At 60.2% G+C, this 13,858-nt stretch carries 9 protein-coding genes; 3 read left to right on the plus strand and 6 right to left on the minus strand.

Translation table 11 applies throughout. The features are described 5' to 3' along the window. Window positions 1–12 precede the first annotated feature (12 nt). Both AACY18_RS10650 and AACY18_RS10655 read right to left on the minus strand, forming a co-directional pair. Complete coding sequence (locus AACY18_RS10650) at window positions 13–306, minus strand: BolA family protein (protein WP_339431136.1); 294 nt, start codon at window positions 304–306, stop codon at window positions 13–15. Between the two features lie 12 nt (window positions 307–318). Next, entirely contained in the window at window positions 319–840 is a 522-nt protein-coding gene (locus AACY18_RS10655) for a DUF2059 domain-containing protein (protein WP_339431135.1), read from the minus strand. Window positions 841–1,034: 194 nt separating this feature from the next. Here AACY18_RS10655 and AACY18_RS10660 point away from each other — a divergent pair, with 194 nt between their 5' ends. Beyond that, entirely contained in the window at window positions 1,035–2,429 is a 1,395-nt protein-coding gene (locus tag AACY18_RS10660) for a class II fumarate hydratase (RefSeq protein ID WP_339431134.1), read from the plus strand. A gap of 104 nt (window positions 2,430–2,533) precedes the next feature. On the opposite strand, the gene AACY18_RS10665 is transcribed toward AACY18_RS10660, so the two are convergent. Continuing rightward, on the minus strand, window positions 2,534–3,493 hold the full coding sequence (locus tag AACY18_RS10665) for a DMT family transporter (protein WP_339464829.1): 960 nt from the start codon (window positions 3,491–3,493) through the stop codon (window positions 2,534–2,536). A 213-nt stretch (window positions 3,494–3,706) separates the two neighbouring features. Here AACY18_RS10665 and AACY18_RS10670 point away from each other — a divergent pair, with 213 nt between their 5' ends. After that, the gene (locus AACY18_RS10670) at window positions 3,707–3,901 is read left to right on the plus strand and encodes a DUF6316 family protein (protein WP_339464831.1); all 195 of its coding nucleotides are present in this window, start codon (window positions 3,707–3,709) and stop codon (window positions 3,899–3,901) included. A 65-nt stretch (window positions 3,902–3,966) separates the two neighbouring features. Here AACY18_RS10670 and AACY18_RS10675 read toward each other — a convergent pair whose 3' ends face one another. Continuing rightward, window positions 3,967–5,151: a thiolase family protein gene (locus AACY18_RS10675; RefSeq protein ID WP_339431131.1), complete on the minus strand. Its 1,185-nt coding sequence runs from the start codon at window positions 5,149–5,151 to the stop codon at window positions 3,967–3,969. A 103-nt stretch (window positions 5,152–5,254) separates the two neighbouring features. Continuing rightward, on the minus strand, window positions 5,255–6,769 hold the full coding sequence (gene pap, locus AACY18_RS10680) for a polyphosphate:AMP phosphotransferase (RefSeq protein WP_339431130.1): 1,515 nt from the start codon (window positions 6,767–6,769) through the stop codon (window positions 5,255–5,257). 172 nt (window positions 6,770–6,941) lie between these two features. Here pap and mnmC point away from each other — a divergent pair, with 172 nt between their 5' ends. Beyond that, the gene (mnmC, locus tag AACY18_RS10685; RefSeq protein WP_339464832.1) at window positions 6,942–8,921 is read left to right on the plus strand and encodes a bifunctional tRNA (5-methylaminomethyl-2-thiouridine)(34)-methyltransferase MnmD/FAD-dependent 5-carboxymethylaminomethyl-2-thiouridine(34) oxidoreductase MnmC; all 1,980 of its coding nucleotides are present in this window, start codon (window positions 6,942–6,944) and stop codon (window positions 8,919–8,921) included. A 3-nt stretch (window positions 8,922–8,924) separates the two neighbouring features. Here the strand turns inward: mnmC and AACY18_RS10690 are convergent, their stop codons facing one another. After that, on the minus strand, window positions 8,925–13,760 hold the full coding sequence (locus AACY18_RS10690) for an NEL-type E3 ubiquitin ligase domain-containing protein (RefSeq protein ID WP_339464833.1): 4,836 nt from the start codon (window positions 13,758–13,760) through the stop codon (window positions 8,925–8,927). Between the last annotated feature and the right edge of the window lie 98 nt (window positions 13,761–13,858).

The raw sequence follows: 13,858 nt of genomic DNA on the forward strand, positions 1-13,858 counted from the left end.
TGAAGCGTATAGCTACCCTCCTCCAGCACAGGTCGGCGACGCCGGGGCGGCGCCAATCTCTGCCCATTCCTGTGGGGTATAGGTGTGCAGCGCCAACGCATGGAACTCGCCCATCAACTCGCCGAGCGTGCCGTAGATTTTCTGGTGGCGCTTGACCCGGTTCAGGCCTTCGAACTGCGCACTGACCACCACAGCCTTGAAGTGGGTCTGCAACCCGCGACTGTGCATGTGGCTTTCATCCAGTACTTGCAGATGCTCAGGCTGTAACAGGCCCAGCGTTGATTCGATGCGTTGTTGCATGGTCATCGCGAACTCCGCTTACGGCTTTTTCTTGGCCGGAGCAGCGCCTTTCGGTGCCAGCTCGCTGGTCATGTCTTCCAGCAGTTTGTTGACGACAGGCACTGCGCTTTCCAGTTTGGCCTGAGTCATCTGGGCCGATTGCTGGGTCAGTTGCGGCATTTTTTCCAGGACTTTCTTGCCCAGCGGCGACTGATAGAACGCTACCAGGTCTTTGAGCTCGGATTCGCTGAAGTTGCTGGTGTAGAGCTTGACCATGTCCGGCTTGAGCTTTTTCCAGCCAATGGCTTGATCCAGGGCGGCGTTGGCCTTGGCCTGGTAGGTTTCCAGCGTGGCTTTCTTGGATTCCGGGGCCTTGGTCTGTTCAAAGCGCTGGGCGAACATCTGCTGAACCTGCATGTAAACCGGAGTGCCCAGTTTGTCAGCGTGCGCCAAGGTCAGGAAAGCTTCGGCACTGGCGTTGTGGCTGGCGGTATCGGCAAGCACCTGGCCGCTGGCGCAAACCAGTGCTACCGCGGTACAGATGGCACGAAGACGAGTCATCGAGTTTCCTTTTCAGCTAAGCGAGGTAAAACCCCAAGGGCGCTCATTCTGCGCCTAACAATCGCTGCGGCTCAACCCCCAGGCCCTTGCCACACTGGATTGACCGGGTTTTACCGGTCAACAATCGGTTCGAGGGAACCACCGGGGCCGAAGCCAGCCTAAACTGCGCAAACAGACCAACAGGAGTGTGCATGATGAGCCGTATCGAAACCGACAGCCTGGGCCAGATCGAAGTCCCGGACGACGCCTACTGGGGTGCTCAAACGCAACGCTCGCTGATCAACTTCGCCATCGGTCAGGAACGCATGCCGCTACCAGTGCTGCACGCTCTGGCCCTGATCAAGAAAGCCGCCGCCCGCGTCAACGACCGCAACGGCGACCTGCCCGCCGACATCGCCCGTTTGATTGAGCAAGCCGCCGACGAAGTGCTCGACGGCCAGCATGACGACCAGTTTCCTTTGGTGGTCTGGCAGACCGGCAGCGGCACCCAGAGCAACATGAACGTCAACGAGGTGATCGCCGGTCGCGCCAACGAACTGGCTGGCAACCCGCGCGGCGGCAAAACGCCGGTGCACCCCAACGATCACGTCAATCGCTCGCAAAGCTCCAACGACTGCTTCCCCACCGCCATGAGCATCGCCACGGTGAAGGCCGTGCAGGAGCAATTGCTGCCGGCGATTGCCGAGCTGTCCGGCGGCCTTGCGGAACTGTCGGCGCGGCACATGAAATTGGTGAAAACCGGCCGCACGCACATGATGGATGCCACGCCGATCACCTTCGGCCAGGAGTTGTCCGGTTTTATCGCGCAATTGGATTACGCCGAACGGGCGATCCGCGCCGCGCTGCCGGCAGTGTGCGAGCTGGCGCAAGGCGGCACTGCGGTGGGTACCGGGCTCAACTCACCCCATGGTTTTGGCGAGGCGATTGCGGCAGAACTGGCGGCGCTGTCCGGTCTGCCTTTCGTCACCGCGCCAAACAAATTTGCCGCCCTTGCTGGCCACGAACCACTGACCAGCCTTTCCGGCGCGCTGAAAACCCTCGCCGTGGCGCTGATGAAAATCGCCAATGACCTGCGTCTGCTGGGCTCAGGGCCGCGTGCCGGTTTGGCTGAAGTGCGCTTGCCTGCCAACGAACCGGGCAGTTCGATCATGCCCGGCAAAGTTAACCCGACCCAGTGCGAGGCGTTGTCGATGCTCGCCTGTCAGGTATTGGGCAACGACGTGACGATCGGCATTGCCGCCAGCCAGGGCCACTTGCAACTGAACGTGTTCAAACCGGTGATCATCCACAACCTGCTGCAATCGATCCGCCTGCTGGGCGATGGCTGCAGCAACTTCCAGCAGCATTGCATTGCCGGGCTCGAGCCGGATGCCGAGGTCATGGCCAGACATCTGGAACGGGGGCTGATGCTGGTGACCGCGCTTAACCCGCACATCGGTTACGACAAGTCGGCGGAAATCGCCAAGAAGGCCTACAACGAGGGACTGACCCTGCGTGAAGCGGCGCTGGCGCTGGGTTATCTGACGGATGAAGAGTTCGATGCGTGGGTGCGGCCGGAAAACATGATCGAGGCGGGGGCCAAGGGCTAAGCCTTGTAGCGTTTGAAAAATAAGCTTCGCGAACCAGCCCACTCCCACATTGGAATGCATTTCCTTGTGGGATCCGGCTGGCTCGCGAAGAACGATGACGCCGTTTAGCTGGCTGCCATCTTCATCCGCCGTGCCTTGAACCCGGCAATCAATGAAGGCCCCAACGCCACCAGCGCCGAACCGAGCACGACCAGCACCGCCCCGCCATAGCCCAGGGCATTGATCTGCTCGGCATGCACATACTGCGGCCATAACCCGGCCGCTATCGCGACCGCCCCGAACGTCACCAGCGGTGTAATCGCCAACGTCGCACTGACCCGCGACGCCTCCCAGTGCGCCAGCGCTTCAGCGAACGCGCCATAAGCGATCAGCGTGTTCATGCAGCACGCCAGCAATAACCAGCGCTGCACCGGGCTCAGTTGCAGCGCCTCGAGCGGATGCACCCAAGGGGTGAGCAGCAACGCGCAGAACAGATAAATCACCATCATGACCTGCAGCGAATTCCACACCGTCAGCAATTGCTTCTGGCCCAACGCGTAAAAAGTCCAGACGGTCGACGCCAGCAACACCAGCAATACGCCAGCGGTGTAGTCCGACAGCGAGGTCAGCAGTTCGGCCAATCGCTGATTGAAGAACAACACAAAACCGATCAGCAACACCGCCAGCCCCATCCCCTGGCCGATGCTGAAGCGCTCCTTGAACACAAACAGACTGGCGATCAGCAGCATGATCGGCCCCATCTGCACCACCAGTTGCGCCGTGCCGGGACTGAGCAGATTCAGCCCCGTCAGGTACAACACGTAGTTACCCACCAGCCCCAGTACCGCCATGAGCACCAACCAGCCACCCTTGGGGCCCAGCACCTTGCGGCTCGGCAGCCGCTTGACCGAGGCCAGATAAATGAACAGACACCCGCCGGACACCAGCAAGCGAAACCAGGTCACGGTGATCGGGTCCATCACCTGCAACACCTGTTTGAGTTTGATCGGCAGGATGCCCCATAGAAACGCAGTCAGCAGCGCCAGGCATAAACCGTAAACCCAGCGACCGGATGAAATGTGCATGCGAACCTCAAGGCCTGCTGACGAGAGTCCTCATTCTAGGCGCGCCACCGACGGCGACACAGGGACAGTTGGGGCCTGGGCGCGAATAAAACTGTGCAGGTCGCCGTAATAAATTGACGCGCCCCCGTTGATCGGCTGAGCGGGCGGCCCAAGTGATTCAGGCATAAGCTTTTTGAATCACTTGGCCGACAAGAACCCTCAAGGAGCCCCGTCATGTTAGGCATGCGTAGGCAAGACCCCGCCCCTGCCACACACTTTCGCAGCGACCGGGTGTGTCGGGTCAACGGTGAACTGTTCTTCAGCACTCGGGAAAATACCCTTGAGGGGCCGTTCGAGAGCACTGAACAGATAGACAAAGAAATACAGGCTTACATTGCGCGAATGCAGCTTATGAGCTGCGACACATAAACCGAGTCACGTCATTCGCGAGCAAGCCTGCCACAGGGTTGTGTGGTGAACACCCTCTAACTGTCTTAACGCACCGCCTCAAACAACCCCGTCGCGCCCATCCCGCCGCCCACGCACATGGTGACGATGCCGTAACGCAGGTCACGCCGCTGCAACTCACGCACCAGGTGGCCGACCTGCCGCGACCCGGTCATGCCGAACGGGTGACCAATGGAAATCGAGCCGCCATTGACGTTGTATTTCTCGTTGTCGATTTCCAGCCGGTCACGGCTGTACAGGCATTGCGACGCAAACGCCTCGTTGAGTTCCCACAAATCGATATCAGCCACCTGCAAGCCCTTGGCTTTGAGCAGTTTGGGCACCGAGAACACCGGGCCAATGCCCATCTCGTCGGGCTCGCAACCGGCCACGGTGAAGCCACGGAAAAACGCTTTCGGCTTGAGCCCCAGTTGCAGGGCTTTTTCCAGACTCATCACCAGCGTCATCGAGGCACCGTCGGACAGTTGCGACGAGTTGCCCGCCGTCACCGAACCGTCTTCGGCAAACACAGGCTTGAGGCCCGCTAGGCTTTCATAGGTGGTGTCGGGGCGGTTGCAATCGTCACGATCCACGATGCCATCGAGGATCTGCACATCACCGCTGTTCTTGTCTTCGACGCGATACTTGACCGACATCGGTACGATTTCATCGTCGAACAGCCCGGCCGCCTGAGCCTGCGCGGTGCGCAACTGGCTTTGCAGGGCATAGCGATCCTGCGCTTCACGGCTGACACCATACCGCCGTGCCACCACCTCAGCGGTCTGACCCATCGTGTAATAGATGCCCGGCGTTTGTTGCTTGAGCAACGGGTTGATCAGGTGATCGGTGTTGACGCTTTTCATCGTCAGGCTGATCGACTCGACGCCGCCGGCAACGATGATGTCGCTGCAACCTGAAGCGATCTGGTTGGCAGCCATTGCAATCGCCTGCAACCCGGAGGAGCAGAAACGATTGAGGGTCATGCCGGCGGTGCCAGTGCCCAGACGCGAGAGCACCGCTACGTTGCGGCCGATGTTGTAACCCTGGGCACCTTCGTTGGAGCCGGCGCCGACGATGCAATCCTCGACACTGGCCGGGTCGACGTCGTTACGCGTCAGCAATGCGTTGACGCAATGGGCCGCCATGTCATCGGGGCGGGTCTGGTTGAACTTGCCGCGAAAGGATTTGGCCAGGCCAGTCCGGACGCTGTCGACGATCACCACTTCACGCATGGCATACCTCATTGTTGTGGTCGGTTGAGAGTGGACCTGAGCATAAGTCCACCGCATCAACGACCGCGACAATCATTCACCTCGCGTATGCGGATCTATTGGCTCAGTCCTTGTGCTTTTTCGCGTGTTTGTCGGATTTCTCGAACGCTTCTTCCAGCGCACGGTTGATGGTGCGCAATACTTTGATCCGCGCCCAACGTTTGTCGTTGGCCTCGACCAGCGTCCATGGGGAGATCTCGGTACTGGTGCGATCAACCATGTCACCGACTGCGGTGCGGTACTCGTCCCACTTGTCGCGGTTGCGCCAGTCGTCTTCGGTGATTTTGAAGCGCTTGAACGGGATCGCTTCCCGCGCCTGGAAGCGCTCCATTTGCGTGTCCTTGTCGATGGCCAGCCAGAACTTGACCACGATCACCCCGGCATCGGCGATCTGCTCTTCAAAGTCATTGATTTCACCGTAAGCACGCAGCCAGTCGGCCGGGGTACAAAAACCTTCGATGCGCTCCACCAGCACCCGGCCGTACCAGGAACGGTCGAACACGGTGAACTTGCCGCGCGCCGGCAAATGCCGCCAGAAACGCCACAAATAAGGTTGCGCCCGCTCCTCTTCGCTCGGTGCGGCAATCGGCACGATGTTGTACTGGCGTGGATCAAGCGCTGCCGCGACCCGCCGAATCGCCCCGCCCTTGCCCGCGGCATCGTTGCCTTCGAACACGGCCACCAGCGCATGGCGGCGCATACGCTTGTCACGCATCAGCCCGGACAGCCGCGCCTGTTCGGTGATCAGTTGCTCCTCGTAATCTTCCTTTTCCAGACGCTGGGTAAGATCGAGGCTGTCGAGCAAACCCTTATGATCGACGGGGGCGCCCAGCGGCGCTGCGTTGACCTCCTGGGCATGAATCTGCGAACGCTTCAACGCGTTTTGCAGCCCCTCAAGCAGAATATTGCCAACCGCCAGACTGCGATAGTTGGCGTCCATGCCTTCGATGACATGCCATGGCGCGTAGTCGCGACTGGTACGGCGCAATATGCGCTCGCCGTATTTGACGAACTTGTCGTAGGTTTGCGATTGCTGCCAGTCCAACGGGCTGATCCGCCAACTGTGCAACGGGTCGTCGGCCAAGGCTTTGAGCCGCGCCTTCATCTGCTTCTTGGACAGGTGAAACCAGAACTTGAAGATCAGCGCGCCTTCATCGCAGAGCATTTTTTCCAGACGCTCGGCGGCGCCGATCGCCTGATCCAGACGCGGGTTCTTGAACAGGCCATGCACCCGTCCCTGCAACATCTGGCTGTACCAGTTACCGAAGAAAATCCCCATCCGCCCCTTGGCCGGCAGCATCCGCCAGTAACGCCACGCCGGAGGTCGGGCCAGCTCTTCATCGGTCTGCTGATCGAACGTACGCACCTCGATCAGCCGTGGATCCATCCATTCGTTGAGCAACTTGACCGTCTCGCCCTTGCCCGCGCCTTCGATGCCGTTGATCAAGACAATCACCGGGAAACGCTTTTGCTGCTGCAACTCGAACTGGGCATCGAGCAACGCTTCGCGCAGCGCCGGGACGGCGGCCTCATAGGTTTCTTTGTCGACGGCGTGACCGATTTCAGCGGATTCGAACATAGGACAGCTCCTTCCAGGATTGAGCAAGACTAGCGGATTGGGCACAAGGACGGCGCAGAAATTCCCGCGGGCGGCGGATTGTCATCGAGTCGTCGGCGCCAAGCCTTGCCACGGATCAAGCACCCTGCGCGCGATCGGCTAGAATGGCGACCTTGTCGTTGCCGAGCCTGCCATGAAAGCCGTATTGCCCCACGCCCAACTCGACTGGGATGAACAGGGACGCCCGCGTTCGCGAGTGTTTGATGACGTGTATTTTTCCGACCAGTCAGGTCTGGATGAAACCCGTTATGTGTTCCTCGAACAGAACCGTCTGGCCGAACGTTTTACTGCGTTGCCAGCGCATGGACACCTGGCCATCGGTGAAACGGGCTTCGGCACCGGGCTGAATTTTCTCTGCGCCTGGCAGTTGTTCGAGCAACACGCCACTGTCGGTGCCCGACTGCATTTTGTCAGCGTCGAAAAATACCCGTTGAGCCCGGCCGATCTGAAACGCGCCCTGGCGTTGTGGCCAGAACTCAAGCCGCTGGCTGATCAATTGCTGACCCATTACGTGGCGATCCATCAGGGCTTCCAGCGCATCACACTGGCCAATGGCCGAGTGACATTGACGCTGCTGATCGGCGATGCGCTGGAGCAATTGCCGCAACTGGACGCTCGGATCGATGCGTGGTTTCTCGACGGATTCGCCCCGGCGAAAAACCCGCAGATGTGGACCGCCGAACTGTTCGCTGAACTGGCTCGGCTGGCGGCGCCAGGCTCGACCATCAGCACGTTCACCAGCACCGGTTGGGTGCGGCGTTTGCTCAACGCCGCCGGCTTCAAAATGAAGCGCACGCCGGGCATCGGGCACAAATGGGAAATCCTGCGCGGCGAGTTCCTCGGCTGGCCGTCGGAGGTGGCCCCGCCTGCCCCGGAAAAACCCTGGTTCGCGCGCCCCGCCCCCACGTCCGGTGAACGTCGGGCACTGGTGATCGGCGCAGGCCTTGCCGGTTGTGCCACCGCGGCGAGCCTCGCGTCACGCGGCTGGAAAGTGAGTTTGCTGGAGCGCCACGAGGCCGTGGCACAAGAAGCCTCGGGCAATCCGCAAGGCGTGCTGTATCTGAAACTGTCGGCCCATGGCACGGCGTTATCGCAACTGATCATCAGCGGCTTCGGTTACACCCGACGCCTGCTCGAAAGCCTGCAACGGGGCACCGATTGGGACGATTGCGGCGTGCTGCAACTGGCGTTCAATGCCAAGGAAGCCGAGCGCCACGCGCAGCTGGCCGCGGCGTTCCCGGAGGATCTGTTGCAGTGGCTCGATCAGCCCGAGGCGCAGGCCCGCGCCGGTGTCGGCCTGGACCACGGCGGTTTGTACTACCCCGAGGGTGGCTGGGTGCATCCGCCCGCGCTGTGCCAGGCGCAGGCCACACAACCGAACATCGAACTGCTCAGCCACCGTGAGGCGCTGGAACTGCGCAAGGTCGATGATCAGTGGCAAGCCTTCGACGGCGACCGCTTGCTTGCCAGCGCGCCTGTCGTGGTATTGGCCGGTGCTGCCGAGATCAAGCGTTTTGCGCAAAGCGCCGAGCTGCCACTCAAGCGCATTCGCGGGCAGATCACCCGCCTGGCGCAGACGGAACAAAGCCAGGCGTTGACGACGGTGGTGTGTGCCGAAGGCTACGTCGCCCCCGCGCGACGGGGTGAACACACCCTCGGTGCCAGCTTCGATTTCAACAGCGACGACCTGACCCCGACCACCGCCGAACACCAAGGCAATCTGGCGATGCTAGAAGAGATTTCCAGCGATCTGGTCTCTCGCCTGCACATCAGCGAACAGGCGGTCGAAACCCTTCAAGGCCGCGCCGCCTTGCGCTGCACCAGTCCCGACTACCTGCCGATTGTCGGCCCGCTCGCCGACCGCGCGGCGTTCATTCACGCGTACGCGGCGCTGAGCAAGGATGCCCGGCAAGTACCGGACATCGCCTGCCCGTGGCTCGACGGTCTATACGTCAACAGCGGCCACGGTTCACGCGGTCTGATCACCGCGCCGCTGTCTGGCGAACTGCTCGCCGCCTGGCTGAACGACGAACCGTTGCCCTTGCCAAGAAGCGTGGCCGAGGCCTGTCACCCCAACCGTTTCGTATTGCGCCAACTGATTCGCGGCAAATAGACCTCAAGCATCGGGCATTGCGCAGAGGCCCAGATCCCCCAAGCGAATGGCCTCTCCCGTCAGGCGCTTGAGCACAGCCTCTTCGGCCTGCTCCCGTTCGAGCCTGATGACGTCCATCTGGTTCAGGTAATCGGCCGTGGAGAGTTTGCTCGCCTGTTCGAACACCGCGTCCAGCCGCGCCGGAAAGGTTTCCTCCAGGCTCGCGAATTGCCTGGGATACGTGCGCTTCAAGTACTCGCACCAGAACGGCTGACGCAGCAGGAACGTCAGCCATTCGGACGACAGCTCAGCGACACTGATCCTGTTCCTGGCAGTCTCCAGATTGGCTTCGGTCACCCCGCCCAGGATGGCAAAACGCATATGACGCGGCTGTCCCGGCAGATCGAACTCTTCGGCCAGTCCGATGCGATAAGCCAGGTTCACCTCCAGCGGATCAGCACTGGTATCGTTAAGCGCATGCTCACGGGCAATCTGATCCAGCTTGTCCAGCCGAAACAGGCCTCGACCAAGTTTGAGCAACGGGTGTACAGAGGTCACTCGGCCACCGGCAAGCCTGGTGATCTTGTTGACTTCCACAGCGAGTTCGAGCTGGCTGAAGTTGACGGCTGCGCTGTCCGTGCAATTGATCGGGTTGGCGGCCAGGTCGAACACTTGCTCACTCAGGATTGCATCGGTTTCGGCGGCTTCAAGCACCGCCCAGACACGTCGACAGGTGTCTTTGGCGACTTTTTCGGAGTCGGCGGTATTGCCCAGCTCCGCCAGTAAATGAAACAGGCCCTCGGCCCGGGGATCCTCCTTGAATAAGGTCCAGATCCGGTCACGCTGGGCCCAGTCCCCTCCGGCGCCGCCCTCGAACCACAGCGAGCGCGCCTTCTGTTCATCGAGACGCGCGTTATCGTTCTCCAGATAGCCCATACCGACACCCACATTGTTTCGATAGTCCGCCAGGTGAGTCCTGCTGGCTAACGACAAGGGATTACCGCGCAGGTCCAGCGCCTCGCTGAAACGTCGCGAGGTCTTGAATAACCAATCCGGTAGCTGCTTGATCTGATTTTCACGCAGATCGACCCAATCCAGATGTGGCAGGCGTTCAAGACCTTTGGGCAACTCGGTGACGCGGGTGTCGCGCAGACACAGGGAACGCAAATCAAACATCTTGCCCACCTCCGGGGTCGCCCCCAGCGGGTTACTGTTCAGATTCAGGGAGTGCAGTGTGCGCAGGTTGGCAAGCTTCACCAGTGTATGTTCGGTCAGTTTGATCCGGTTACCCGCCAGACTCACCCGGGTCAGATCAGGCATGTGCGACAACACCTCAGGCAGGCGCGTGAGTGCGTTGCCGTCGAGGTCCACAGACTCGGCGTGCTTGAATGACTTGAGGAAATAAACCAGGTCGTCGCCCTGCTCCATGTTCTTGAGCGACAACTGCTGGATATGATCGAAGTTCAACCCCGGCGGGAGCGTGGGCAACGTCCCCACCCGCATCCCGTCAAGATTCAATACACAGATCGATTTTCCGCTTTCATCGGTGGCCAGAAAAAGCCGCCGAAACCCATCCTCGATCATCTCTGCCGCCGTCTTGCGGCTGTGCCGCACTTCACGCAAATCCTCCCCCATCAACGTCATGCCTGCCTGATCCTGCGTCCAGACTTCGAGCACCTTGCGCAGTTGCTCCAGATCACGGCGCAAACCTTTCACCCGTGTAGCGCGGGTCAGCGGATCATTGCCCGACCGATCAATGAACTCACTGGCCTGCGCCTCGGTAAAGCCGGGATAGAGCCTTCTCACCTTACGTAATAACGCGCGTGGATGAGGTGATTCAGGCATTGCATGATCGCCCTGAATGCAGGGGGGGTCGGAGACCAGCGGCTCGAACTTGCCGGTGGTCAATACCCGGGCACTGGCCTCACGTTCGTCCAGCGCAATGTTCAGTAACTGGCTGCGCAATCGGGCACTGTCGGCGATCACCGGGTCAGCAAAACCTGCGGTTGTACGCTGAGCCGACGGCAGTGCCTTGAGGATCGCGGCATACAGGTTGTCTGGCTCCGACGCCACACGCCCCAGGGATTTACCGTCGCCAGTGAAGGCTTCGTAGCCGCCACTGGACTTGACCAGTGTGCAGGTCTTCAAAGGCGTCGCCGCTTCGTTACCGATGGCTTCCAGTACCGGCCCGTTCAGCGTCTTGTCCCGCAACGTCAGGCGCAGATTCGGGTCCCAGCCACTCAAACGGGGCAGTAACTGGATCGCCAGTTTTTCACTATCGGCATTGGCGACCTGCGACACGAGCAAACCGCTCAGGGCACGGTCAAGGCGCACGGCGGCAGAGGCCTTGCGGACTCTCTGCGCCAGGCGCAAAGGCACGCGCCCGGTTGAGCGCAAATGCAGACGCTCGACACTCGGCGCCTGGTCAATCAGGCGCTGAGCATAACGCGCAGGAATGTCGGCGAACACGCTGCGTAATGTCTTGACCTCGTCAGCCTCACTCTGGTCGTAGCGTTGATACATACGATCGAAAACCGATCGACGCTCAGCCCTGAACAAGGCTCCCAGTTTCTTCGCCAACGCTGGCTTTTGCGAGCCGGCACTGACCTTGCCCCCCAGCATGGCTTCAACCTCGCGCAGGGACAGGCCATCGATCACCGACTGCAACAACTGCCCTGCGGCCAATTGCTCTTGCGTGACCTGCACACTGAGCGCAGGGACGCGGGTGTTGGTCGCGGGATAGGTTGCCGTGACGTCTCCTTCGCTATCGCTGACCTCGATGTAGCGGCCTGTCGGCCAGCCTGGCAACTGCGGCAAGCCGTGCAGTTGTTCCTGCGAAGGTTGACCTGCGTGAACTTCCCCACGCTCAAGCTCAGTGGTGAGTTGGCTTGACTGGCGCTCGATCCGCAGGCGTTCCACGGTGTCGCGTAACCGGGCAGGCAAGGCCAGATTATCGTTAAAAACCCGGTGCAATTGATCGTGGGAGATCTCGCTGATTCGGCGAATCATGTCCAGATCCGTATCCGGGAACTCACTCAGACGCGGATCGATACGCTTGAGGGTGTAGGGAGCGCTATTCCACGTTTCGGCATCCTCAGACGCCAGTCGCCAGCCGCCCTCGACGTGTTGCTCAAGCCCGGGAGCATAGGCGTTCGGGCGCTCGGGATGATCCAGATGCCAGACCTTCGTGTCCGGATCGAGTGACCCGGAGAACATCCCATAGTCGACCCGGCCGACGGTTTTTTCCTTGAGCGGATGCAACTCGACGGAGTCATCGGCCATCGTGATACCGGCTGGCAGCCGATGTTCATACGGGGTGAGATCTGGCTTCCAAAGGCGCGGTTTACCGGCCGAATCCAGAATCGCGGTGAACTGCCCGAAAAACTCCGGATGGGCCCGAACCAGCTTGCGTCCCAGCGTGCCCACCGCCTTCTGCCCACCCGCGAACACGCCCATCAGCGCAATGTCTTGCGCCACGCTGAGCAGATGCGACAGCGCCTCCTGCTGGTCGCCCCGCTGCCAGTCCTCGACCCCCTCATACACTTGCGCCAGAAGTTGGCCAACCGCGACACCCATCATCAACTGACCGACAACCGGCACGAAGAAACCCGCCACCGTCGCAATGCTCACACCCAGTTCCAGAAAACCCAGCAAGCGCTTGCGTCGCACATCCTCATCAATATCGGCCGTCGGTACGGCGAGTTTGCGGGCGTCGATCTGCATCTTGCCGACATGGCTTTGCACCATGAACTCGAACAGCGGCACTGCAATGGGCAACTGCCTGATGTGGCCCAAATCGGCGGTGTCGGCGAAGGTCTTGAAGAAGTCTGCCTTGTCATCTTCATCAATGCTGTTGGCGAAGTAGTCCTGGTAGCGCTTGTCACTCAGCTTTTGCGTGAGGTATTGCTTGAACGCAGTGAAACTCGAGTACTCATACAGCGGCCTCTCGGGCTCGTTAGCCATGTACACCAGACACCATTCGTTCGGGTATAACTCGATCGACCGGACTGCAAACACCACAACCCCCCAGATGCAACTGTCGAGCACCTCGATGCCGTGCATCATTAATGGACGATTGCTGTAGTGCAGGGTTTTCGCCGAGACCACGCCGTCAGCGGCGATCAGCCTCTGCACGATCTGCAGGCCAGCCGGTGTGATGTGCTGGCTGATTGCGGCCAGATACATGTCCAGTTGCAGCAGAAGTTTCTTCATCGCAGCGATGTCGCGGGTCATCGGACGGGTGGCCGTCACTTTACCGGCGTCGTCCACCAGGCCGAACACCTGCTGAAAATGCGCCTGATAGCGCTTGCCCAGATCCAGTTCGCGACAGAATTTGGCGAACGACGCCGGCGTCAATCCGGCCACGCCCGACGGTACGCTGCTCACCCGCACCTGACTGCCTTCGGGGTAGTTGTCGGTTTCCTCGTCTTCGGTGAAATTCTGCATCGCCGCTTGCAGCAATGTCTGCGTGGCATGTGGAAAGGTTTGAATGCCCTCTGGGTCGGTCGAGGCTGGCGAGCAACCACACTCAACCCCCGGCAAACTCAGCAGATCTTTTTCAACATCGAAGACCGCCGGCCACTTGGCTTTCAGCGCGCGGGTCAACTCAGCAATACAAAAGGCATTCAGAGGTTTGAGCTTGAGCAGATCCTTCTCGACCTTGAGTTGGATCGTGAGCAGGTCTCGCGCGGTTTGATCGAGCGCGACCAGCGTGCTGGTCGCACTGTTAAGCAGCATTGCGGGCAGGCTCTTGTGCAGCGCCTCGGCGTTGTCCAGGTCTCCTGTGGCTTCCAGCAAAACGCTGAGCACTTCATTCTGAGTCGGCGCACGCGGTGCGGATTTATTCTGTGTGGTGGTCATCGGCAATAGTCCTTTATTGCAGGCTTGAGCGTTAACCTTATCCACATCCACTTGGAATTAAAACAGAAGACTCCGACGCAGGTTAATCACATTACAGC

Source organism: Pseudomonas sp. EA_65y_Pfl2_P74, assembly GCF_963970575.1.
GTDB lineage: Bacteria > Pseudomonadota > Gammaproteobacteria > Pseudomonadales > Pseudomonadaceae > Aquipseudomonas > Aquipseudomonas baetica_A.

Coding starts and splice junctions, on each gene's coding strand:
- AACY18_RS10650 (WP_339431136.1), bottom strand. CDS start 306: ATGACCATGCAACAACGCATCGAATCAACGCTGGGCCTGTTACAGCCT.
- AACY18_RS10655 (WP_339431135.1), bottom strand. CDS start 840: ATGACTCGTCTTCGTGCCATCTGTACCGCGGTAGCACTGGTTTGCGCC.
- AACY18_RS10660 (WP_339431134.1), top strand. CDS start 1,035: ATGAGCCGTATCGAAACCGACAGCCTGGGCCAGATCGAAGTCCCGGAC.
- AACY18_RS10665 (WP_339464829.1), bottom strand. CDS start 3,493: ATGCACATTTCATCCGGTCGCTGGGTTTACGGTTTATGCCTGGCGCTG.
- AACY18_RS10670 (WP_339464831.1), top strand. CDS start 3,707: ATGTTAGGCATGCGTAGGCAAGACCCCGCCCCTGCCACACACTTTCGC.
- AACY18_RS10675 (WP_339431131.1), bottom strand. CDS start 5,151: ATGCGTGAAGTGGTGATCGTCGACAGCGTCCGGACTGGCCTGGCCAAA.
- pap (WP_339431130.1), bottom strand. CDS start 6,769: ATGTTCGAATCCGCTGAAATCGGTCACGCCGTCGACAAAGAAACCTAT.
- mnmC (WP_339464832.1), top strand. CDS start 6,942: ATGAAAGCCGTATTGCCCCACGCCCAACTCGACTGGGATGAACAGGGA.
- AACY18_RS10690 (WP_339464833.1), bottom strand. CDS start 13,760: ATGACCACCACACAGAATAAATCCGCACCGCGTGCGCCGACTCAGAAT.